Source organism: Psychrobacter sp. NG25 (genome assembly GCF_015234355.1).
GTDB lineage: Bacteria > Pseudomonadota > Gammaproteobacteria > Pseudomonadales > Moraxellaceae > Psychrobacter.
Map to the genome: position 1 here is coordinate 19,022 of NZ_JADGMV010000008.1, position 24,640 is coordinate 43,661.

General features: G+C 43.1%; 14 protein-coding genes. 11 read left to right on the forward strand and 3 right to left on the reverse strand.

Annotated elements, in window-relative coordinates:
• Positions 1 to 15 precede the first annotated feature (15 nt).
• A complete protein-coding gene (glnD, locus tag IPZ60_RS11890) occupies positions 16 to 2,760 on the reverse strand; it encodes a [protein-PII] uridylyltransferase (protein WP_194197994.1) in 2,745 nt (914 codons plus the stop codon).
• A 309-nt stretch (positions 2,761 to 3,069) separates the two neighbouring features.
• On the reverse strand, positions 3,070 to 3,861 hold the full coding sequence (gene map / locus IPZ60_RS11895) for a type I methionyl aminopeptidase (protein ID WP_370463039.1): 792 nt from the start codon (positions 3,859 to 3,861) through the stop codon (positions 3,070 to 3,072).
• Between the two features lie 457 nt (positions 3,862 to 4,318).
• Between map and IPZ60_RS11900 the strand changes: the two genes are divergently transcribed.
• The 8 genes from IPZ60_RS11900 to IPZ60_RS11935 all read left to right on the forward strand — a co-directional run bounded on the left by IPZ60_RS11900 (position 4,319) and on the right by IPZ60_RS11935 (position 18,170).
• Positions 4,319 to 4,804 (forward strand): META domain-containing protein, encoded by a 486-nt coding sequence (locus IPZ60_RS11900; RefSeq protein WP_194197996.1) that lies wholly within the window; start codon positions 4,319 to 4,321, stop codon positions 4,802 to 4,804.
• Between the two features lie 257 nt (positions 4,805 to 5,061).
• Complete coding sequence (locus IPZ60_RS11905; RefSeq protein WP_194197997.1) at positions 5,062 to 6,054, forward strand: PD40 domain-containing protein; 993 nt, start codon at positions 5,062 to 5,064, stop codon at positions 6,052 to 6,054.
• 198 nt (positions 6,055 to 6,252) lie between these two features.
• The gene (locus IPZ60_RS11910) at positions 6,253 to 6,903 is read left to right on the forward strand and encodes a DUF1449 domain-containing protein (protein WP_194197998.1); all 651 of its coding nucleotides are present in this window, start codon (positions 6,253 to 6,255) and stop codon (positions 6,901 to 6,903) included.
• A gap of 472 nt (positions 6,904 to 7,375) precedes the next feature.
• Complete coding sequence (locus IPZ60_RS11915) at positions 7,376 to 9,451, forward strand: flotillin family protein (RefSeq protein ID WP_194197999.1); 2,076 nt, start codon at positions 7,376 to 7,378, stop codon at positions 9,449 to 9,451.
• Positions 9,452 to 9,736: 285 nt separating this feature from the next.
• Positions 9,737 to 15,895, forward strand: coding sequence for a DNA repair ATPase (locus IPZ60_RS11920; protein WP_194198000.1), 6,159 nt, complete (start codon positions 9,737 to 9,739; stop codon positions 15,893 to 15,895).
• Between the two features lie 299 nt (positions 15,896 to 16,194).
• Positions 16,195 to 16,365 carry a DUF2256 domain-containing protein gene (locus IPZ60_RS11925; protein ID WP_010196547.1) on the forward strand — a complete coding sequence of 57 codons (171 nt, stop codon included), beginning with the start codon at positions 16,195 to 16,197 and terminating at the stop codon, positions 16,363 to 16,365.
• 44 nt (positions 16,366 to 16,409) lie between these two features.
• Positions 16,410 to 16,565, forward strand: a complete 156-nt coding sequence (locus IPZ60_RS11930) for a DUF2256 domain-containing protein (RefSeq protein ID WP_194198001.1) — start codon at positions 16,410 to 16,412, stop codon at positions 16,563 to 16,565.
• A gap of 27 nt (positions 16,566 to 16,592) precedes the next feature.
• Positions 16,593 to 18,170, forward strand: a complete 1,578-nt coding sequence (locus IPZ60_RS11935; protein WP_194198002.1) for an HNH endonuclease signature motif containing protein — start codon at positions 16,593 to 16,595, stop codon at positions 18,168 to 18,170.
• Between the two features lie 109 nt (positions 18,171 to 18,279).
• Here the strand turns inward: IPZ60_RS11935 and metH are convergent, their stop codons facing one another.
• On the reverse strand, positions 18,280 to 22,074 hold the full coding sequence (gene metH / locus IPZ60_RS11940) for a methionine synthase (RefSeq protein ID WP_194198003.1): 3,795 nt from the start codon (positions 22,072 to 22,074) through the stop codon (positions 18,280 to 18,282).
• Between the two features lie 670 nt (positions 22,075 to 22,744).
• On the opposite strand from metH, the gene IPZ60_RS11945 reads away from it, so the two are divergent.
• The 3 genes from IPZ60_RS11945 to IPZ60_RS11955 all read left to right on the forward strand — a co-directional run bounded on the left by IPZ60_RS11945 (position 22,745) and on the right by IPZ60_RS11955 (position 24,349).
• The gene (locus tag IPZ60_RS11945; protein WP_194198004.1) at positions 22,745 to 23,305 is read left to right on the forward strand and encodes a fasciclin domain-containing protein; all 561 of its coding nucleotides are present in this window, start codon (positions 22,745 to 22,747) and stop codon (positions 23,303 to 23,305) included.
• 168 nt (positions 23,306 to 23,473) lie between these two features.
• Positions 23,474 to 23,542 (forward strand): fasciclin domain-containing protein, encoded by a 69-nt coding sequence (locus IPZ60_RS14370; protein WP_369074417.1) that lies wholly within the window; start codon positions 23,474 to 23,476, stop codon positions 23,540 to 23,542.
• A 183-nt stretch (positions 23,543 to 23,725) separates the two neighbouring features.
• The gene (locus IPZ60_RS11955; protein WP_194198005.1) at positions 23,726 to 24,349 is read left to right on the forward strand and encodes a fasciclin domain-containing protein; all 624 of its coding nucleotides are present in this window, start codon (positions 23,726 to 23,728) and stop codon (positions 24,347 to 24,349) included.
• The last annotated feature ends 291 nt before the right edge of the window (positions 24,350 to 24,640 follow it).

The following is a 24,640-nucleotide window of genomic DNA, read 5'->3' on the forward strand; positions in this document are numbered from 1 at the left end:
TGCATCACATTTTATTTAATAAAGCGGGCAGTCTTTCTGCACACTAAGACTGGCAATCAATGCTAATTTTAAGGCTTCTAGTCTGTCAGCAGATAGTGGCTCATCGTTCTGATCACTGATATAAAACATATCTTCTGCACGCTCACCCAAGGTGGTAATGCGAGCCGCATGAACCTCAATCTTCTCTTGCAAGAATACTTGTCCAACTCGTGCGAGTAAACCTGGCTGATCGAGTGTCTCTAAGCTCATCACGTGCTGATCTGAGGCCTCATTAAACTCAAACTTAATAACCGTAGTCACCTCAAAGTTTCTAAGCTGACGCGGAATGCGCTTGTTTGTAATCTTTAGCACTGTTGGATCTTTAAAGGCACTGATTAACCGCTGCTTAAGCTCTTGCTGACTCTCTTCATCGATTAATAAAGTGCCAGTAGGATCGAGCAGCACATAAGAATCCAAAGCAAAATCACGCGTGGCAGTAATAATACGTGCATCTAAAACATCTAGATTCATTTGATCGAACACTGCCATAGTGACGGCAAATAGATTCATCTGATCTTGGGTATAAACAAAGACTTGCACGGCATCCAGTGCCAGCTCTCTATGCTCACGCAGTACGACCAATGGCGGACTATCAGCGTTGGAGGCAAGACCAATCGGTGGATGATTCAAGATAGCTTCGGTATGCCACAAAATATCCTCAGCGATTTCTCGTAAGAAGTACTCGTCGCCCAAGTCATCCCATAGTCTCAGTACTTCTTCGCGATTCATGTGCTGATTATTCACATTGGCCAGCATATTTAAAGCTTGCGTGCGTGTCGCACTAATCATATCTTGGCGGTTGGTTGGAGCATCAATGTCAGCGCGCAAAATACGACGAGTTTGTGAGTACAGCTGTTTCATGAGTGTGGCGCGCCAGCTATTCCACAACTGTGGATTGGTGGCGTTCATATCTGCCACGGTGAGCACATATAGATGGTTGAGATGGGTGACATTACCAACGAGATCTGAGAATAACGTGACAACCTCAGGATCTGAGATATCTTTTTTCTGAGCGGTCATCGACATCAATAGATGATAACGAGTCAGCCAGCCGACCAAGTTGGCATCCGCCAAACTCATGCCATGCGCTAAGCAAAACTCAATAGATTCGGTTTGACCAAGTTCACTATGATTGCCGCCGCGACCTTTAGCAATATCATGGAACATCGCTGCCAGTACTAATATCTCTTTGCGTTCGATACGCTGAAAGATAGAGCTGACCAGTGGAAAGTCTTCATAAAAACGCGAATCAGTAAAGCGGTGCAAAATCCGAATCAAAAACAACGTATGCGCATCAACCGTATAACGATGGAATAAATCGTATTGCATGAGCCCAGTCACTTGGGCAAAAGCAGGGATATAATTCCCTAATACGCCATAGCGGTTCATGGTACGTAGACGGTGAAACAGATAATTCTGTTCTTTTAAATTTGCCAAAAACAGTGCTTGGTGAGCAGGGTTATCACGATAGACCTGATCGATACCACGTGCTGCGATTTTTAGTGCGCGCAGGGTATGCGTACGGACGTTTTTGACATTGTGCTGACCCATCAATAAAAACATCTCGAGGATGGCTTCTGGATGCTGGGCAAATACCCGATGATGCGCCATAGAGATTTGATCGCCAACTTGGTTAAAGCGCGCATTGATCGGATGTTTTTTAGGGCGCTCATCATCTGATAGCTTTGGCTCTATAATCGTTTCGTAATAATGATTGGTGAGCATTTCAGACAGAGTCGATATCTGCATGGCACAGCGATAATAGTCCCGCATAAAGCGTTCAACAGCGGCATTAGGTTCATCATCTGGCTGGGTGTCATAACCCATTAATTGAGCAATTTCACGCTGATAGTCAAACAGCAGCTTGTTTTCGTTACGACCCGTCAATACATGTAAATAATGACGTATTTGCCATAAATAACCTTCTGCAAAACTCAGTTCATCAAATTCTTTTTCAGTCAAAAAGTTCTGCTGTACCAAGTCATACAACTTGCCCACTCGGAAGTAACGCTTGGTCACCCAACCGATAATATGAATATCGCGTAAGCCACCAGGGGCAGTTTTGATGTTTGGTTCAAGATTGTATTCGGTAGCATTGTGCTGTAAATGGCGCGCCTTGGTCTCTTCAATTTTTACCTCAAAGAACCTACGAGGCGACCACTGTTCATTGACAATTTTAACGGGCATCTCTTGCAGTGCTTCATTGCCAATCAGTAACCGAGCTTCTAGCTGTGCGCTAGCAATCGTATGATCAAGCGCAGCTTCGAGCGCATCATTGACGGTGCGTACCGAGAGCGCAGGCTCCAGTCCTATATCCCATAACATTGCGACCAAGCGATCGATTTTACCGCTAGTCTCAGCGTTAATCTCATCAGGGGAGAGTAGTAGTATGTCGATATCTGAATAAAGTGACAGCTCACCTCGACCATAACCACCCGTGGCAAAGAATGCCAAGTCGGTTTTATCTAGCTCAAACCACTTAAACAAAGCAATCAGTAACTCATCTATCGCGCAGGCACGAACGGTCACTAACTGACGAATATTAACACCACGCTCAAGTGCACGACTGATGTCTTCATTAATTTGAGTCAACCACTTAGGAATACCAAGTAGTGGTTTTTCGGCGTTATCGCTATCTGATAGTGATGTGTTGGTCGCTATATCATGCGACAGCAACGGTAATGGCGTTAGGTCAATAGAGGTGATATCACAATTAAACATGAGTGTTATCCAATTAAGAGTTTAAAGATAGCTCGTTAAGCTTAAAGCCTATGACAACTAGGGTGCTATAGTCAATCTTATATAATTTGATACGGTGTCAGTCTCGCTTAGTTTACTAGCTGTAGTACTTTCACTCGGCTTCCTTTCAAATTATATTGAACCGACTATATGTAGCGTACTACAAAAATCAGGATGTACTAAAACTGTATGGGTATGAAAAGTATAAAGATAAAAGATCAATAAGCATAATACTCAATTCACCTTGATTATAGTCCAAAAAAAAGACCGCCTAGGCGATCTTTTATTATATTACTGAGTCAAAAAGCTTAAATCTTCTTCAGGGCGGGCGGTAAACACCTCACAACCATTGTCTGTCACGACCATCGTATGCTCCCATTGGGCAGACAGTTTACGGTCTTTGGTAATCGCCGTCCATTCATCTGGCAAGATTTTGGTCTGCCACTTGCCTTCATTAATCATTGGCTCAATAGTGAACGTCATGCCAGTTTTTAGCTCAAAGCCTGTGCCTTTTTTGCCATAATGCATGACTTGTGGCTCATGATGGAATTCGTTACTGATACCATGCCCACAGAACTCACGTACGATACTGAAACGCTCCGGCTCGACCACTTCTTGAATCGCAGCACCTACATCACCGAGACGTGCGCCATTTTTGACAACACTCATACCTGCATAGAGTGCATCTTGTGCCACTTTACAGATACGCTTGGCCATAATAGAGCCGTTGCCGACAATCCACATTTTTGACGTATCGCCGTAATAGCCATCTTTGATGACTGTCACATCAATGTTGATAATGTCGCCATCTTTTAGCAGTTTGTTTTCGCTTGGGATACCGTGACAAACCACGTGATTGACCGAGGTGCAGATTGATTTAGGGAAGCCATTATAGTTGAGTGGTGCAGGGATAGCGTCTTGTACATTAACGATATAATCATGAGCAAGACGGTTCAATGCTTCGGTGCTGACACCCACTTTAACGTGTTCGTCTAACATAACCAGCAAATCACTGGCCAGTTTACCGGCGACACGCATTTTTTCTATGGCTTCTGGAGATTGGATCAAGGATTTTTTAGTCATCATAATCGTACTTATAGTTATGGAATTAATGTGGTGGATTATAGCATAAATGCAGGCGCGACTGTTTTGAGAGAGTGGCGAGCAAGTCTGGCGCTATATTATCCGTACACTGGTATTAATAGTCCTGTTCTCAAAAATTTCAAGATTTTTGTACTGATGAGTATCGTGTTCGGATTAGCTAACAGTTACCTACATATCAGGCGCTATCAGCATGGTTTACAAGCGAGTGTAGGTGTATATCAAATACTTCAAACGAGGTTGACGCAATAATATTTCTATAGTGGAATGACTATACTGAAGCTATGATGACAATCAGGTATTAATTATGCACAATAGAATGCGCTATGCAGATTGACAAGTTTGATAATTATTAATAATAAAACTCATTGATGTAAAACACGAGATGTCACGTTTACTCGTACTTAAAGTTTTGAATCGAATCGATATAGGAGTTTATATGAAGAACACAACTAAAATAATGATGGCTGCAACACTTGCTATAGGTACGCTTGCTGCTGGTTGTCAAACCACAAATATTGCGGCACCTGTCACTCAACCAGTAACTTCCGCTGCTCTACAGGCATATAACTGGCAGTTGGTCGATGCTAAGCTCACCAACGGTGATAAAATTAACAAACTGTTCTTTGATCCTGCCAAACCGTTAACGCTAAATTTTATGAATAACAACGGCAGCGATTACGTAGCATTTATGAACACCTGCAATAATATGAGTGCGGGCTATAGCGTTGTTAATGGCGATGTACAAATCAAAAACGGCATCAGTACTATGATGGCGTGTCCTGAGCCACAAGCCAGCTTTGACACAGCGGCTTTGGCAACCGTACAAGGTAAGTATAGCCTCAATAAAAATGCCAACAATGTCCCTATTTTGACCATTAAGAGTGACAGTCAAATCGCACATTTCAAAGCCATTGCTAAGTAAAGCTGTTTATAACTAATCCAATCTTTAAGCGATTGAGCCCCTCTGCAAGCTGTGTTGCAATGTAAGATTTCAAAGCAAAGTAGTACTTTGATCAAGCCTCACTTTATAGTGGGGCTTTTTTTGTTCAAAACTAAAGTCCAATTTACGTTACACTAGTGTAACAGGTTGTATTTGACCAACACTGCATCTGAGCCACGCTGCGTCTAACCAACATTTTGCGACGTATCCTTCATAGCGTACCTATTGGACTTTACCTTATGCTAAAAACCTATTTGTTAAAACCAACGATCAGTGTACGTATGATAAGCAGCACGGTCGCTATAGTAGCTTTCAGCGCTTTAGCTGGCTGTCAGACGCTGCCTAGCAAACCAGCCAATACGTCTGTCGAGAATAATCCACTAACTGCGCGTATGCCTGTGATGGATCGTCAAGGGCACATAGCCTATGTGGATGAGCAGGGTGCAGGTGCCGCAAAAATATCGACACTGTATAGCATCCGTCCTGATGGTAGCGATCGTCAGTTAATTGATCAGATAAATGGCTATATTTATGCGCCTGCATGGTCTGCGGATGGTCAATGGCTTGCCTATAGTAAACAAGCACCACGTCAGAACCCAAAAATTTATATCTATGACCGAAAAAATAAAACCCAAAGTCTCATTGTGAATGCTGAAGGCAGTAATATGTCAGCGTCATTCTCACCTGATGGTCAAAAACTCCTCTATAGTTCAACTGTCGGCGGTAATGCAGATATTTATGAAATGCGTCTAAACGATGGTAATACCAAACAGTTGACTACACTATCAAGCACTGAGGTACAGCCAAGCTATGCGTCTGATGGCAAAAGCTTTGTCTATACCAGTGATAAAGTTCGTGCTGGACGCCCAAGTATCTATCGCTATGACTTTGCCACTGGCAATGCGATGCCTATGTCGACTAGTGGCTATGTCGCGAGTCCTCAGCTCAGTGCAGACGGTCAGCAGTTAGCGTATCTCAACGGTCGCAAGGCTGCGGTTATGACATTGGCTACCCGTCAAACCATCGATCTCGCAGAGACAGGACTCGATGAGCCTGCACGGTTATCACCGTCTGGACAGTATGCAGTTTATCCAATGCGCAGCTCGCAAGTGAGTAGCCAAGGCACTAGAAATATAGGCAGCCTCGTCATCCACTCGTTATCTGGCAACACAAGCTACAGTATTAATAGTGACGCTGGCGGGATGGTGCGTTCACCGATTTGGGGACGCTAATGGCGAAATCTATGTATTATAGGGTGAGATGTCTATATAATTAATAAAGAAACATAAGTTGATTCTATGACTTAAGTTTTCATGAACATCACATAAATTTTATAACGGCTCACCCAGATTCTACGTATCAAAATACTGTATATAAACATGCTGTATATAGAAATACTGGATTAGGTGAGCAAAAGGAGAAAGTACGTAATGCAAGAGTCGTTTTTGATATTCATTACCAAAATCAGCTTGTACCCGACGATAGTCTTTACAGGATTGGTGATGTTTGTGACCTTGTATTGGATGGTTTCTCTACTTGGTATGGCAGATATGGATACGGTAGATATTGGCGATGCAAGTGGCGAGGGTAGTAATTTGACCTCATCAGGTTTTGTGTCGGGTCTGCTGCTCAAATTCGGTCTGTATGGCGTGCCGCTTATCGTTATCCTTAGCCTAATCAGCTTAATTGGTTGGCTATTAAGTTACTTCTATACCAGTTTTTTACATCAAAATTTTGACTCGGGCATCTTATATTACCTATTCGGTACTGGTGCGCTAATCTTTGTATTGGTCATCTCCATGTGGCTGACAGGTATCATCATCGCTCCCATCCGCAACAAAATAGCCAAAATACCTAGACGCAATGCTGCTAGCAATATCGGCAAAATCGCGGTTGTACGTACCCTTAGTGTCACGGACAAACATGGCGAAGTGGAATTGAATGATGGTGGTGCAGGATTGATACTCAAAATTCGCTCAGACATCAATGATGGCTCGCTGAAACAAGGCGATCGAGTGATGTTGGTGGAGTATTTAGAGGCAGCCAATACCTATCGCGTAACCCCTGTAAAAGATAAATAACCACTATAGTCACTCCACTATAAAAGTGTTACTGCGTTAACCTCGCTTGAAGTATTTGATATACATCTACACTCGGTTGCCTTGTACTACTTTTAAATTGAATCGACTATATAAATAATTTAGCCACTAGTAAGTAATTTAGTCACGATGATTCGCCATCGTTATTTTTAGCACATCATTATCGCTATTAGCACAGAATAAATTCACAGAATGAATAGCGATTTAGTCAGAGGTTTTAGAAGAGTCTCTGGTTTAGGCATAATATTTTTAGCAATGATTTAAAAGGTTTTAAATTTGGTGATAGTCGGTTCAGAATAATGCAGATATACGAATAGTGCGTGACAGGGCTATAAAGCGCACGTGCTATAAAAGGTGCTATAAAAGGTGCTATAAACAGTAAATTTAACAGGCCTGATAGCGTATCTGATTTATATAGAATTGATTATGGAATGTTTTAATTAAAGGAATGGATATGGACACACTCATTATCGTCGGCGTGGTTGTAGTGCTGGCGTTTGTTTTTATGATGGTCGCACTACTGATGCTCAAGGCCTTTTACTTTAAGGTCGAGCAGGGCAAAGCACTTATTATTAACGGTGTGAGTAAAATTGCCGTACGTTTTGATGGTGGTTTTGTTTGGCCGGTCATTAACAAAAAAGAGTTGATGAGAATCTCGCTCATCACCTTAGAAGTAGACAGACGCGGTAAAGAAGGTTTGATTTGCGCAGACAACATGCGTGCTGATATCACCGTGGCATTTTATTTACGCGTCAATGAAACCGAAGAGGATGTGCTAAAAGTCGCCAAATCGGTTGGGGTAGAGCGTGCGTCAGATAAAGTCGCTGTCAACGAGCTGTTTAATGCTAAGTTCTCAGAAGCCTTAAAAACAGTTGGTAAGCAAATAGATTTCGTTAAATTGTTTGAAAACCGCAGCGAGTTTCGTGACAGTATCGTTCAAGAAATCGGTAACGATCTAAACGGCTATGTCTTAGAAGATGTCGCGATCGATTATCTAGAGCAAACACCAAAAGTGTCATTGGATTCAAGTAATATCCTAGATGCTGAAGGTATCAAAAAGATTACTCAACTAACGGCTTTTCAAAACGTTATTACCAATGAGCTTGAGCGTGACGAAGAGCTAGCGGTTAAGAAAAAGAACGTTGAAACCAGAGAGGCGATGCTAGAGCTTGAGCGTCAACAAGCCGATGCTGAAGCCAAGCAAAAGCGTGAAATATCGTCAGTGATTGCCCGTGAAACGGCTGAAACTCGTAAGATTGAAGAAGAAGAGCGTAAGAAGTCAGAAACAGCCGTCATCATGGTTGAGCAGGACTTAGCGATTCAGCGAGAGAATCAGCAACGTGAAATTGAAGTAGCAGGTCAAAATCGTCTGCGTGCAGTTGTCATCGAAGAAGAGAAGGTTACGCGTGCCCGTGACTTAGAAATAGTCTCTCGTGAGCGTGAAGTTGACTTGCAACGCATCGAGGCTGAACGTGCGATTGAACTTGAGAAAAAAGAAATCGCCAATGTTATCCGCGAGCGTATTGCGGTCGACAAAACAGTGGCGCAAGAAGAAGAGCGTATCAAAGAAGTTCGCGAAGTTAGTGAAGCGCAGCGCTCTAAGCAAACACGCGTGCTAGCTGCTGAAGCGGATGCTGAAGAAATCAAAGTACGTCAGGTGAAAAAAGCCGAAGCCGAAGAGCTATCTGCCAAGCATAAAGCCGTCGAAATCACCACATTGGCTGCCGCTAATCTTGAAGCCTCTGCCAAAGAGTCAGAAGCCAAAATCAGAATGGCTGAAGGTATTAAAGCCGAAGAGTCTGCACATGGCTTTGCTGAAGCTGCTATCCAAGAAGCCAAGTCGGTCTCTATGGAAAAAGAAGGCATTGCTAGAGCCAATATTATAAAAGCGACTGGACAAGCTGAAGCTCAGTCAGAGCGTGAAAAAGGTATGGCAGATGCTGAGGTGATCGCGGCTCGCGGTGAATCTAAGGCGAAAGCTGAGCGTGACATTGGTATGGTCGATGCAGAGATTATTGCTGCTCGTGGTCAATCTACTGCCAAGGCTGAACGTGAAAAAGGTATGGCAGATGCTGAAATTATCGCAGCACGCGGTGAGTCAAATGCCAAAGCAGAACGCGAAGTTGGATTGGCAAAAGCTGAAGTTACTCGCGCACATTTCCAAGCCGAAGCAGATGGTCTGGTCGAGAAATTCAATGCGATGGGTAGCATGAGCAAGGAAGCACGCGAGCATGAAGAGTTCCGCATGAGCCTTGAAACAGCATTGCAAGAAGCATTGGCATCGATTGATGCTGGTAAAGAGATTGCGAAAGAAAATGCTGAAGTATTGGCAGTTGCGTTACAGAAAGCCAAAATCGATATTGTTGGCGGCGAAGCGCATTTCTTTGATAACTTCGCCAAGTCACTGTCTATCGGTAAAGCCATTGATGGCCTAGCGGGTAAGTCAGACACATTGAGCGGTATTATCAACGGTGTCATGGCCAGTCAAGCCATGAAATCAAACCAAAAAAATGATGATAAAGCGGTTTAATGCTATATCAGGTCAAATTGACTGATATTTATATATCCAGCATTAGCAAGCAACATTAATATCAACAAATTATCTGTCGCTTAGGCGGCAGATAGTTTTAGTCAACTTGCTCTACACATCTTAATAGAGCAGTAGCCAACTTAATATTAATAATGAGTTGGCTAATCTAAAAAAATAGCAGTGACCACTCGTTTTTTTAGATTAGCCAAGTGCTTCTTTACCTTCAATTATTCCTTATTGCCCAAAATTCTCTTATTTAGTAAAAACAGAAACGGACGAGCAACGATGGCGGACACGCAAAACCAAACCAATTCAGATAGTAAAAGTGATCCTAACGCTAACCAAGCCAACCAAACCGATCAGGCCGTTGCTTCAGGCAATGCTTATGAGCTCATCAAAAAACGTCTGACGGAACAAGGCGGCCGTTTAGAGCAGCAGACGCAGACACTAAATAATGCGCGTCTCGAAGAGTTCGGCAGCACTCAAATGCAAGTCATCGCCCGCACGCGTATTCGTACCGAGTACAACTGTGTGGCACAAGACATGGTGCAGGTTGGCGATTATTTACTGTTTGGCTACAACGTTTTTATGGGGCTCAAACGCGCGAGCAATATTAAAGACGTATTGTCGTTATATCGTCTGAACGAGCCAGTTAGTAATGAAGAAGAGTATCAGCTCGAGGAGGTTGACCTAAAAGGCACTTTTTTGGCTCAAGACGCTTTTGTCCAAGACTTCAATGAGCTGTATCGATATTACAAACAAACGCGCCTGATTCAAATAACGGTGAAAGACAGCAAGTTGCTGTTGGCGTTTCAGATTGGCGAGCGAATCACTGATATTAGAGTATTCCGTTTTGCGTTAGATTTTAGCCAAGGCACACCAGAGTCAGCGCAAGTCGCTTATGTGGACAATCGAGGCGAGCGTGACATTGAACTACCGCCTGCTTATGACTTTGACTGGATTGATACCACACGCGATCAAATGGTGAATGGTAAATATCCGCATATGAATATCTTAGACACGATATTTGTGGAAACCGTCGGTGGTGATTTGACCATCAAGATTGAGGACAATACGCAATCCGGTCAGGGTATTTATAGCGAACCGGTCAATGACCGTACCCAGTCGCTGACGGATGCTGAGATTGCGTATGCCAAAGTGGGCAGTCTAATACTGCTCAAAATATTGCCCTATCGTGAAGAGGACTACCGTTATTTTGTTTATAACACCTTGACCGAAGCGGTATTACGTTTGGATGCGATTGGACAATCGTGTGTGCAGCTGCCAGAAGACCACGGCATCATATTTCCGGGTGGTTATTATCTACAGACGGGCGAATATAAGCTGTTTGATGCCAATAACGTGGACGCCAAAGACTTAAAATTCAAACGCAAAATCATATCGCCAAATGGTGAAGACGTTTTATTCTTATTTTATGATAGAGACTTGGGTATCACGGGGCTGTTTCCTTATAATTTGATCAAAAAGCAATTGGCAAACCCTATCTATTGCAACGGTATGGCCTTGGCTGAGAATGGTCGCTTGGTGTTGTTTAGCGACCAAAGTGAGCCGTCTCGTATTCACCCAATGCAAATATGGCACACGCCTTATGCCTCACACGAGTATGTCAGTGAGCTGCCAGAGAGTACGAGTTTCTATGGAAAAATTGGCAATAAAGAACTGGTACGTGGTATCTCAGACCTGTATAGCATTACCCGCCTGATTGACAATCAAAGCGTCTCTCAAAAGCTCTATGAAGAGCTTACCAATAATACCAGCCGACTCTTTGACAGCTATTACTGGTTGTCTGAACCTGAGCTGAGCGAAGTCGCCAGTAGTATTAAAGAAGTGACGGCCACGGCTGAGCTGGTTATTGACGAGTTCGCCAAAGTACAAAGTATCCAGAAACAAACTCAAACTGCGCTAGCCGATGCTGATACGCAGCAAAGTGAGATTTTGCGGCAGATACGGGTTACTAGCTTTGAGTCTGCCAGTGATTATGTCGATCAGTTGTCAGCATTAAGACGCCAAAAAGGCCGTTTGGTCAGCTTGGAGGATTTGCGCTATCTAGATGCCGATAAGTTACAAGCGCTGCAAAAGCAATTAGAAGAAGCAGAGAGCGAGCTTGCCGAAAAAACGGTGCTGTTTTTAAGTGGTGAAGAGGCGCTATCAAGCTACGAAGGCATATTGGTCGATGTCAGTGAGCGCTTAAACACCGCAGAAACCAATGCTGAGCTAAAACCCGTACTAGAAAAAATCGATGAGACAGCGCAAGGGTTAGATCTATTAACCGAGTTGCTAGGCACATTAGATGTGGCCGATGCCACAGTGCGTACGCAAATCATCGATGACATATCGACCATTTATGCCAGCCTAAATCAGAGCAAAGCCAAGCTCAATCATAAACGCAAAAATCTAGGCTCTGCTGAGGCCGTTGCGCAATTTGGTGCTCAGTTTAAGCTGTTTGGTCAGTCCATTGCCAATGCATTATCCATTGCCAATACGCCTGAGAAATCAGACGAGCAAATGGCAAAGTTATTGGTACAGCTAGAAGAGTTGGAGAGTCAGTTTGCTGATCCAGAGACCAATAGTGGCGATCAGTTTTTAGCCGATATTATTAGTAAACGTGAAGAGATTTACGAAACTTTTGAAAACCATAAGCAGCAACTGCTTGATGCTCGTAATCGCAAAGCGCAAAACTTAGGTGATGGTGCGCTGCGGATGCTTGAGAGTATTAAAAAACGCACGCAAAGCACAGGTGTCACGGGCTTTACAGAAGAAGAAGCGTTAAATACGTATTTTGCGGCTGATGGTCTGGTGCAAAAAGTCCGTAACATCGCAAAAGAGCTGCAAGCGATGGGCTTTAGTGTTAAAGCCGATGACATCGATGCCCGTCTAAAAGCCATTCAAATCGAGAGCTATAAGAGTCTAAAAGACAAGTCGGACTTGTTTGAAGATGGTGGTCAAATCATCAAACTGGGTAAGCACCGTTTTTCGGTTAATACTCAGCCATTAGATTTGACCTTATTGAGTCGTCAGCAGTCAGATGGCAAGCGCGTGCTGAATTTGCATCTAACGGGTACAGATTATTATGAAGTGCTTAATGATGCTGAGCTAAACGCCTTGCGCCCGTATTGGGATATGAATATCGCCTCCGAGTCTGACAAGGTGTACCGCGCCGAGTACTTGGCCTATAGCATTATCGAAAGTGCCAAAAACAGCCAGGAGCGTTTGACTGAAGCGCGCCTATATCAAGCATACGAGGCGACTGTCATTACCCTAGATGTTAATGGCGATATTGATAATGACAGCCCATTGTCCAAACTGGTCAAAGCTTACGCCACCCCTCGCTATCAGCTTGGTTATGACAAAGGCATTCATGACCATGATGCCACGCTATTATTGATGCAAATACTGCCGACATTGCGTGAGGCAGGGCTACTGATTTATACCCCGCAAGTACGAGCATTGGCGCAATTATTCTATTGGCAGTTAAAGATCGTGCAAGCGCTTGGTTTAGACAGTTTACGTCAATTTGGTTATGACAAATGGCTGAATGAATCAGTGCTGACACGCGCAAATAACTGGACAGATAGAGCCGCGACCGCCGAGCAATTGCGCCGTGCATTGGGCAGCGATACTGCGAAGTCTCTATTGGTCGAGGACATGAGCCAAGTGATGCGTCACTTCGTCGCCGCTCATAATGATGACAGTGCTAGCGTTGATAAAGAGGGTAGCGTTGATAAAGGCGCTAACATCTTCAAACCAAGCTACGTTCAGCTTGCTTGTGAATATTTGGTGAGCGTCATGGGGCAGTCGGCTGAATCGAATGCAGGCGCACATAACACAATAAAATGGCAAACCAGTCAACAAGCGCAGCAGTTGTGTGATCAACTAAGCCAAACATTGAATAGCGCGTCAGGTAGCACGCAAAATACCGCCAGTTTTGATCAACTACAGTCTTCTATCAGTAAGCTTGGATTCCAACCCAAATCAGCCTATGAGCTACTAGCCACATGGTTTCATGCACTACTTGATAAGACTTATGGTGGGACAGAGTCGGTTAACGTAGCGACTGATGGCACCAATGAAGCAGGTGAGGCACTCAGTGAAGAGCAGCTTGCTGAGAGTAAAGAAAAAGAAGCGCTACGCAAGCAACAGCTAGAGAGCGGCCGTCATTATGTGCCAGAAGCCATTGCCGTCTTGCTTACCCAATTAAATGATGCTCAGCGTGAAGCTTTGGTGCAACGATTGATTGATTCAGGTGCTACTTTTAATAAAGGGGCTTTTAATAAAGGGCTAAGTGCTAAAGGAGTAGGCAATCAAGGCGCAAGTACCACGCCATCGGCCTTGTCATTTTCTTCAATCACCTCGTCGCCAGTTTCATCGACTACATCATTGACCAGTATTAATAATCCGCTTAATCAAGTACAGAGCTTTGAGCGTAGCACGGGTAAGGTATCGCTTGAGATACAAGTCAATAATTTGCTGGGTGAGCATATACGTATCCATCAGCAGACCTTAACCTTTGCCGTCGATGATTTCTTAAATCGTTTGCATCATCATGATACCCAAGTTATCCCTGCCTATAGACGTTATCTGGCCATGCGCTCAGAGATATTGCATGACTCAAAAGAGACGTTGCGACTGGACGAATTTATGCCGCGTCCATTGTCTTCATTCGTGCGTAACCGTCTGATTAATGAGAGCTATCTGCCACTTATCGGTGACAATCTTGCCAAACAGATGGGTACGGTCGGTGAAGATAAGCGTACCGATTTGATGGGTATTCTCATGATGATATCGCCACCAGGGTATGGTAAAACCACCTTGATGGAGTACGTGGCAAACCGTCTCGGCCTTATCTTTATGAAGATTAACTGTCCATCACTCGGTCATGATGTGACGTCTTTAGATCCCGAAAAAGCGCCCAATGCCACTGCACGAGAAGAGCTGAATAAAATCAACTTAGCCTTTGAGATGGGCAATAATGTCATGCTCTATCTCGATGATATTCAGCATACGCATGCGGAATTTTTGCAGAAGTTTATCTCATTGGGTGATGGCACACGCCGTATCGATGGCGTCTGGCAAGGTAAGACTAAGACTTATGACATGCGTGGCAAAAAGTTCTGCGTGGTCATGGCAGGTAACCCATACACCGAAAGCGGCGAGGCATTCAAAGTACCAGACATGCTTGCCAACCGTGCCGATATCTACAACTTAGGCGATATCATGAGCGGCATGGAAGAAGTGTTTGCGCTCAGTTATATCGAAAACTCGCTTACTTCTAACACCGTTCTTGCGCCACTAGCCAACCGTGACCTAGCGGATGTCCATCGTCTCATCAAAATGGCAAAAGCGGACAATGCCAACCTTGCCCAAGCCCAAAGCGGTGATTTGACGTATCCGTATAGCACCTCAGAGATTAATGAGATTGTCGCGATTTTGCGTCATATGTTTAGGGTTCAAGAGGTTATTCTAGACGTCAACCAAGCGTATATTGCTTCTGCCTCGCAAGATGACAAGTACCGCGTTGAGCCGATATTTAAGCTGCAAGGTAGTTATCGTAATATGAATAAGATGACCGAAAAACTGTCGGCGGTCATGAATGAAAGCGAGCTAAATCAGCTGATAGATGATCACTATCTGGGCGAGTCACAGCTACTGACTCAAGGTGCAGAGAGCAATCTGCTCAAGCTTGGCGAGATGCGTGGTGTCTTGTCCGAAGCAGAAATGGAGCGTTGGGCGCAAATCAAAGCCGACTTCTTGCGTAACAAAGCCATGGGCGGAGAAGATGGTGATACAGGCGCACGTATCGTCGCTCAGTTGGTCGATTTGGCCAGTGGCTTCAATGCCATTAGTAGCCAGTTTGAGACATACTTAACGAAAAATGATCCTGAACAAATCGCTCGCTTACGAGAGGCAGGACAACAAGCGCAACTCGATGCCCAATTAAACGCTCAGTTAGAAGCACAGAAAATCCTTGCCGATAGCGTGCTCAGTAATGCCAAAGTCGTCAGCGATAGTATCGATAATGGCTTTGAGAAAAGTCTGAATCAGCTGATGCAAATATATAAGCATGATCACAATGCTGAAAAGGCAGAAGGCGAGTATCTTAAGGAAAACCAAGACGTACAAAAAGCACTGATGGTGCAGCTGGTCAATGCCGTTGAAGAGCTAGCACAGAAAATGGCGAATAGCTTGTCTAGTAGTCTGACTGAGAGCCTGATTAAAAATGAAGAGCATCAAACCGTAGATAGCGATGCGCCTGACATCACTCAGCAGACCGCACTTATGGCAAACGCATTAAAAGAGGCGCTTGCACCGCTGACGATGCGGATGGATGAGAAGCTGGCGATTGATACCAGTACCGATCAATCTGGCAAGCTCATCGTTAATAGCCTCAACAGACTTAATAAAATCTTTGATGATTATGATTAATAACTACTGATTAATAGCTGATGATTAGTCACTACTGGTTAACAGCTATGATTGATGGCTAACGATTAAGCGTTAATGCTTAATTATTAAGGCTTATGAGCAATGCTGATGACTTGCACTTATGAATAGCACTATAAATAGGACTGATGAGTAAGAGACAGTGGTAATATAGTCGGCAACAGCTACTTTAGGTACGATGACGGCGAATAAAGTTGCTACAAATAGTAGGTCAATCAAGCCTAATACCGTATCCGATGGTAGTGAATCGACTATAGATTAAACAAACCAATGAGAGAATTATGGCGCATAAAAAGAAGAACGTCCGCAAAAAACTCTGCCCTGTCTGTGAGCGCGAGTTTAGCTGGACTAAGAAGCTTGATAAAAACTGGGAGAGCATGGTCTATTGCTCCGACCAATGCCGCCGCGTTAAAAAGTATGAAGGGCTGGATCATCAAAAAGAAGATAAATAGGCGTTAGTATTCAGTTAGAGGTGTACGGGAAAAGGGAGCAGAAGATGGCACATAAAAAGGTAAATCTACCACAAAAAATCTGTCCAGTCTGCCAGCGTCCGTTTACTTGGCGCAAAAAGTGGGAGAAGGATTGGGAACAGGTGATTTATTGTTCTGAGAAGTGTCGGCGGGGGAAAAACTCTGAGAATAAAACTCAGTAACTTTTACTGGAAGTTTTGGATCATATAATGTCTAGAGCTAAAGAAAACGATTTTACAAAATTAACCATCATGAAATTAAGAGATAGGGTAGCTAACCTTTGCTCAAATCCACAGTGCAGAAAAAATACTGTCGCTGCAAATTTAGAGACTATTGATAATAGAACTATTATAGGGGAGGCAGCACATATTAGGGCAGCAAGTTCTGGAGCTGGGGGAGCCAGATTCGATGATGACATGAGTCATGATGAAAGAAAGTCGATAGATAATGGTATTTGGTTATGCAAAAACTGCCATAGAATGATTGACCGAGAGCCTAAAAAATATTCTGTTGAAATTCTTGAACGTTGGAAAGCTGAGGCTGAAGAATATGCTAGCAAGAATCTTGGCTTGAAATATAGAACAGATGAAGATATCAAGGAATCTCAACAGTCATTATTGAGTGTCATGCCCTTAAGATCGATAAGTAATGCTTTAAGCAATGTTCATGGGAGTGTTGTTCAAACCTTAGGAGTTTTGGATAACAGGTTGAAATTATCGACCAAGTTCGATGATACAGCAACAGTATTTAGCGTAGAACCGAAGGATGATTCTTATGTGCCAACGATTAGCATTAAAGACTTTTTAAATGAGAGTAATATAAGAAGATATAAAGACTTAATTTTGCACGGTTTAGATTGCGAGATTGATGGAGATATAGATTTTTCAAGCGACTCTAATCTTATAAATAAGTTGCTAAACGACACTGGTATTGATTTCAAAAAAGCGTCAATTAAAAGAATAAATAAAGTTGATGCATATATAAAAACCCCATATCAGGACTCAGATACAAATAAAACTGTTGTAAAAATTCATGGCTATCTTACTCATGGGTTAAAAACGGTAAGTTTTATAGGAGGCCTAGAAAATTATTTTAATATTAAATTTATTGTCATGGCTATATCCGATCAACTCATTGATGATACTGTTCAAAATGTTAATATGAGTTTTTGTTTTGATGACTGGAATGGTAAGAATATAAGGTCACTAGAAAAATTAGAAGATTTACACACCCTAATTAATGAGATTTGCGACAACGAGAACGCTAGTATTGGTTTGTTTACTTCCGAAACCCATACTTTTCTTGCTAAAGCTAAAATAAATAATGCTTCAGACAATGATGATATTAAACAGATTAAGTGGTTATTAAATTATATTTATAAGTCTTATAAAATTTGTGATTATTTAAACTATGAAGCTTTCATCTGTTTAGATACTTTAATCTCAGAGAAAGATTATGAACAAACACTTGAAGTTTACGAAACCATTTTTGAAAATAAGGTTCATCTAAAAAAGGATATTAAGTCGAACCCAACATTGCAATTAAGTGGTGTAAGTGTAGAGGAAGTTAAGGTGTTGGTAGATAACCCAAGTCTCGAGCTTGAATATACAAGTCATGATGCAGAATATCTGAAAGTTTTCGATAACACGTTCAAGTTGCCAAATCGTAAGATAAAGTTTATCAAATTTAATGCAGAAGCTCATAGAATTGCTCATACTGATTCTTTTATGATTGAGCTTGTTCCTAATGATAATAGTGAAACTAGGATCGAGTTTTTGATCGAGTGATATTTGTTGTGTTACGCAGTTTTTACAACAGTTTATAGGCATGAAAAGATAAAAAGGTATTCTCAATATTGGGAATACCTTTTTATTATATTATTATATTTTCTTACCGCTACAAATTCGGATTTAACCACTTCTCAGCTGTTTTCATATCCCAGCCTTTACGCTCAGCATAACTCTCTAACTGATCACGGCTGATTTTTCCGACATTGAAGTACTCGCTATCAGGATGTGAGTAATAGAATCCGCTGACCGATGACGCAGGCCACATCGCATAGCTTTCGGTCAAAGTCGTACCGATAGCATCTACTGTACCGAGCCAATCAAACAATTTGCCTTTTTCGGTGTGCTCAGGGCAGGCAGGGTAGCCAGGTGCAGGGCGGATACCGACGTATTTTTCTTTAATCATCTCATCATTGGTGAGTGACTCAGTCGGTTGGTAACCCCAGTATTCTTTACGGATGAGCTCATGTAGATGTTCAGCGAATGCTTCAGCTAAACGGTCAGACAGTGCCTGTACCATGATGGCGTTATAGTCATCGCCTGCTGCTTTGTACTTTTCAGCGAGTGTTTCTGTACCGACGATTGAGACGGTAAAGCCGCCCAAGTGATCGGTATGCGTCTCTGATGTTGAGATAAAGTCAGCCAAGCTAAAGTTTGGCTTGCCACTGGCTTTGTCGCTTTGCTGACGTAAGTGTTCAAACTGATAGGTTGGTTTGCCGCCATCAGTAGGTGCATCGTCATAGACTGTGACCGTATCAGCACCAGTACGGCGCGCAGGCATAAGCTTAAACACCCCTTTGGCCACGAGTGACTTCTCATCGATCATCTTTTGCATCAGCTCATTGGCATTTTCAAATAAATCACGAGCGGCTTCGCCGACCACATCGTCTTGCAATATTTTCGGATACTTACCGACCAGTCCCCAAGAGATAAAGAACGGCGTCCAATCGATATATGGCAGTAGGTTGGTGATAGGGTAATCATCCAATATCACTTGGCCTAACTTATTAGGCACTGGTGGCACATAGTTTTCCCAATCGTACTGAAAGCCAATCTTGACCGAGTTCGCATAAGAGATCTTGGCTGCTTTTGGCTGACGCTTGGCCAGACGCTCACGTACTTTGACGTACTCTTCACGTGTCTCATCGATCAGCGCTTGACGATGCTCTTTTGATAGCAGCTTGGTGACCACACCGACTGAGCGTGAGGCATCAGTGACGTAGATGACACCATCGTTTTGATACTGCGGCTCAACCTTGACGGCGGTATGCGCTTTAGAGGTGGTGGCACCGCCAATCATCAATGGTAGCGTCATGCCGCGCTCTTGCATTTGCTTGGCGACATAGACCATTTCATCGAGGCTCGGGGTAATCAAACCAGACAATCCGATGATATCGACTTTTTCTGCAATGGCGGTATCGAGGATTTTTTCACAAGGGACCATCACACCCAAATCGACGATGTCGTAGCCATTACAGCCAAGAACCACGCCGACGATGTTTTTACCGATATCATGCACGTCGCCTTTGACAGTTGCCATCAGGATTTTACCTTTGACTTCGCCTTCGACTTTTTCGGCTTCGATGTATGGGTTTAGCCACGCAACAGATTGCTTCATCACGCGGGCAGATTTCACGACTTGCGGTAGGAACATTTTACCAGCACCGAATAAATCACCGACGATATTCATGCCGTCCATGAGTGGACCTTCGATGACTTCTAGTGGTTTGGGATATTTCTCCCACGCTTCTTTGGTATCGGCTTCGATAAAGGTGGTAATACCTTTTACCAGTGCGTGAGCAATACGCGCTTCGACGGTGCCTTCACGCCAGCTCATATCAACTGTGCTTTCTTTTTTCTTGCCACCGTCTTGATAGTTTTCGGCAGCTGTCATCAGGCGTTCAGTTGCGTCCTGACCTGTTTCGCCCTGATTGCGGTTGAGCATGACATCTTCGATCGCGTCACGGGCTTCCTTTGGAATATCATCGTATAACTCAAGCATGGCTGGGTTGACGATACCCATGGTCAGGCCATTGGTAATCGCATGAAATAAGAAAACAGAGTTGATGGCTTCACGGATAGGGTTGCCACGGAAACTAAACGACACGTTAGACACACCACCCGATACCATGGCGTTTGGCAAGTTATCCGTAATCCACTTAGTGGCATTGATGAAATCAGCACCGTAGTTATTGTGCTCAGTGATACCAGTGGCAACGGCAAAGATATTCGGGTCAAATATAATATCTTCAGAAGGGAAGCCAACTTCATTAACCAATACATCATAGCTGCGCTGACAAATCTGGATTTTACGCTCATAAGTGTCGGCCTGACCATCTTCATCAAATGCCATGACGATAACGGCGGCGCCATAGCGCATACACAGTTTGGCACGCTCGACGAATTCAGCATGACCTTCTTTTAACGAGATAGAGTTGACGACAGATTTGCCCTGCGTGCGTTTTAGGCCTTCTTCGATGATGTCCCATTTAGAGGAGTCAATCATGAGCGGTACACGGCTGATATCCGGCTCGCCTGATACCAAGTTGACGAAGTGAATCATCGCCTGCTTGGAGTCGAGCATGCCCTCATCCATGTTGATATCGACGATTTGCGCGCCGCCCTCAACCTGATCGCGAGCGACATCGAGCGCTTCGGTGTAGGCTTCCGTCTTGATCAAGCGCAAAAACTTTTTAGAGCCTGTCACGTTGGTACGCTCACCGACATTGACAAACAAGCTGTCAGCATTGATGGTAAATGGCTCTAACCCTGATAAACGGCAGGCAGGGGCGATTTCAGGAATCACGCGCGGTGCATAGTTTTTTACCATGTTCGCGATTTGGCGAATGTGTTCTGGTGTCGTACCACAACAGCCGCCCACGATATTTAAGATACCAGCTTTTGCAAAGCCTTCTAGCAGCGCAGTGGTTTCATCAGCGGTTTCGTCATATTCACCAAACTCGTTGGGCAAGCCCGCGTTTGGATGCGCTGACACATAGGTATTGGCAATATTAGATAGCGTTTGAATATGTGGGCGTAGCGCATCAGCACCAAGCGCACAGTTGAAGCCAACCGATAACGGTTTGGCATGGCGAATTGAGTTGTAAAACGCTTCAGCCGTTTGCCCTGATAAGGTACGACCTGAGGCATCAGTAATCGTACCCGAAATCATAATCGGTAATTCAAAACCAATATCATCAAACACGCCAGTAATGGCAAAGATTGCTGCTTTGGCATTGAGCGTATCAAAGATTGTCTCAATCAATATAAGATCGACACCGCCTTCAATTAAGGCCAATGTCGCTTCACGGTAGTTAAGTACCAGCTCATCAAAGGTAATGTTACGAAACGCAGGATCATTGACATCAGGTGATAGCGAGCAAGTACGTGAGGTAGGGCCAACCACACCCGCAACGAAACGTGGCTTATCTGGGGTTTTTGCAGTAAAGGCATCGGCAGCTTCGCGCGCCAGTCTAGCCGCTTCTTTATTTAATTCGGGCACCAGATACTGCATGTCATAGTCAGCCATTGACAAGCGCGTACCATTGAAGCTGTTGGTCTCGATGATATCGGCACCAGCCGCCAAATGATCGTGATGAATCTCTACAATCATTTGTGGTTGTGATAGCACTAGCAAGTCATTGTTACCGCGTACGTCTTGGTCTATATCCGCAAAACGCTCACCACGATAATCCGCTTCTTCTAATTTATAGGTTTGAATCTGCGTACCCATCGCCCCGTCTAACATCAAAATTCTTGAGGCCATTTGCTCAGTGATACGGGCACGTGCTGTTAGCTGCTGCTTTTTGTATGGAAACACGGCAGGTGGCGTCAGTATAAAGTCATCAGCAGATTGTGATGAGATAGAAGTGGCATCAGTGTTTGAAGTCATTGTTTGGGTCATAGGAGCGCTGCTTATATCGTCAATATTATAAAAGGAGGGAATAACAAATAGGGTATAAATGTATATAAAAGGCGTCGAAAAAGTCGCATTATTTTAGCATGAAAATTACACAGCACGAGGGATAGTACTTATTCCTCTTTGGCAATATCATCAACATATAGTTGATTCAGTTTAAAAGAGATACGAGGCAACCGAGTGTAGAGGTATAGGTGATACTCCAAGAGAGGTTAACGCTGTAAATATTTTATAGAGGATGGACTATATTGTCTGTTTATTCGATACGAATATTAGAGTTTATTGCATAAAACAGATAGGCACAAATGAATATCTATTCGCTTATCGATTACATAAAGCTTTGCTTTTGTAAATTAAAGTTAGACATTACTCTCAAAAATCAGACATTACTCTTAAAAGTAAGACAGAGTTTACAGCGCCGCTACAAAAACAGGGTAAAGGTATCTTGATAAACTTTTTTGAGATGTTAATTTGATTTCAGAAGAACTGGGATTTCGTAAGCAATACTTACTAATGAGTGTTCATCGCTTTTATCAGATATGAATATTTATATCGATGTAATGATCGCCTACGAAATACAAGTTAGTTAATGAGACAAGACTATCATCGTCTAAAAATATTCAATTACTACTACTTAACCGTCAAGGATACAATTATGAAACTTACTAAAATTGCTGCAATCGGTACATTAGCACTTTCAGTTGCAGGCTTAAGTGCATGTAATAACATGACGCCAAGTGACAGCACAAATGCAGCGACGCAAACGCCTACTAGCAGTCAAGCAATGTCAGATATGAACGTGGTACAAGTCGCACAGAGCAATGCTGACTTCTCATTGCTAGTTGAAGCCGTACAAGCAGCTGGTATTGCAGAACCACTATCTAATCCTAACGCCAACTTTACGATATTTGCACCAACCAATGAAGCGTTTGCACAAGTGTTGCAAGAAACAGGCATGACCAAAGCGCAACTGTTTGCCAACAAGCCATTGCTAACCAAAATCTTGGGCTACCATGTAATTAATGGTGCGGCGCCAGTATATGCAGCAGATGTGAAGCCAGGCAACATCGCCATGCTTAGCAAAGACACGCTAATGGTGACAGCGAAAGGTCAGCTGCAAGACGAAAACGGCCGTACAGCTAACATCCTAAAAACTGATATTGCTGCTACCAATGGTGTTGTACACGTAATCGATAAAGTGTTATTACCTAAATAAAGTACGACTATAAAATAGCTTTAGTTAAGATGTGATAACCGTATACCTATATATGATGAAGCTGGTATGAATACCAGCTTTTATCTGTCATAAGATGGCTGTTTTATTACAAGCGTCCATCTTATTAAAAGCATTCGTTTTATTAAAGTCATCCGTATCTTTAATATCATAGTGGGCGATATACAAGTTAATAATGGTGTCGTACACGTGATTGATACAGTGTTGCTACCTAAGTAAGCATTAATTCAAAATTAATCAGTTAGAATCGTAGTTATTGGTATAGCAGATTTGATGTGATCGACTCCAACCAATTGGTATCGCTTGCAATAAATAAGTTGTTAACTGTTATATTCATTAACTGAGAGAACTTATTTGTTCATCAAATAACTTAATTGAACATTCATTGATAAGGAAATACCTATGTTGAAGAAGAACCTATTATCTATCGCTGTTGTTACCGCTGCCATGTCACTCGCTGCTTGTGCTGACAAAGAAGCCACTACTGATCCAGTAGAACCAGAAGCGACTACTGAAGAAGTTGTAGCAGAGCCAATGGCTGAAACTGATGCAATGGGTGAAACCGATCCTATGGCTGAAACTGATGGCATGGAAGACACGATGGCTACACAAACCATCGCTGAAATCGCAGCAGGCAACGAAAACCTAACGATTCTAACCGCGGCACTACAAGCAGCTGGTCTTGATACTATGCTAATGGAAGAAACCAAGCATACAGTATTTGCACCAACTGATGATGCGTTTGCTCCTGTATTAGAGAAGCTAGGCGTAACTAAAGAAGAGCTATTGGCCAACACTGATTTGCTCAAAAAAGTACTTCCTTACCATGTGCTAGCGTCAGAAGTATTGGCTGCTGATATTCCTTATGGTACTGATATCGAAACAGCCAATGGTGCAACTATTTCTATTAGTGAAGATAACGTCATCACTGATGCTACTGGTAACACTGCTAATATCACTGGTACAGACATCATGGCAACGAATGGTGTAGTACACACTATCGATGCAGTATTAATGCCTGAGTAAGCTTTCAATCTGTTCGTTTATACTTTATCAATGATATCGAAAAGGCCTAGCTTTTAGCTGGGCTTTTTTGTGCTTAAAGGTTGTCTATCATCAGTTCATCGTAGCATTGGTATAAGTCTATCGTATGAAATTGATAGCTGATTCAACGCAACCGTGAGTCTAGATAGCTGATTACAAGGGCATAGATATCGAACTTTTCAGCGAGATCAACGTTAGCACTTTTTGATATCACTATTTTGACAATATTCTTTACGCATTAAGACTTGCGGCTAGGGTAGTAGAGTGGATGTC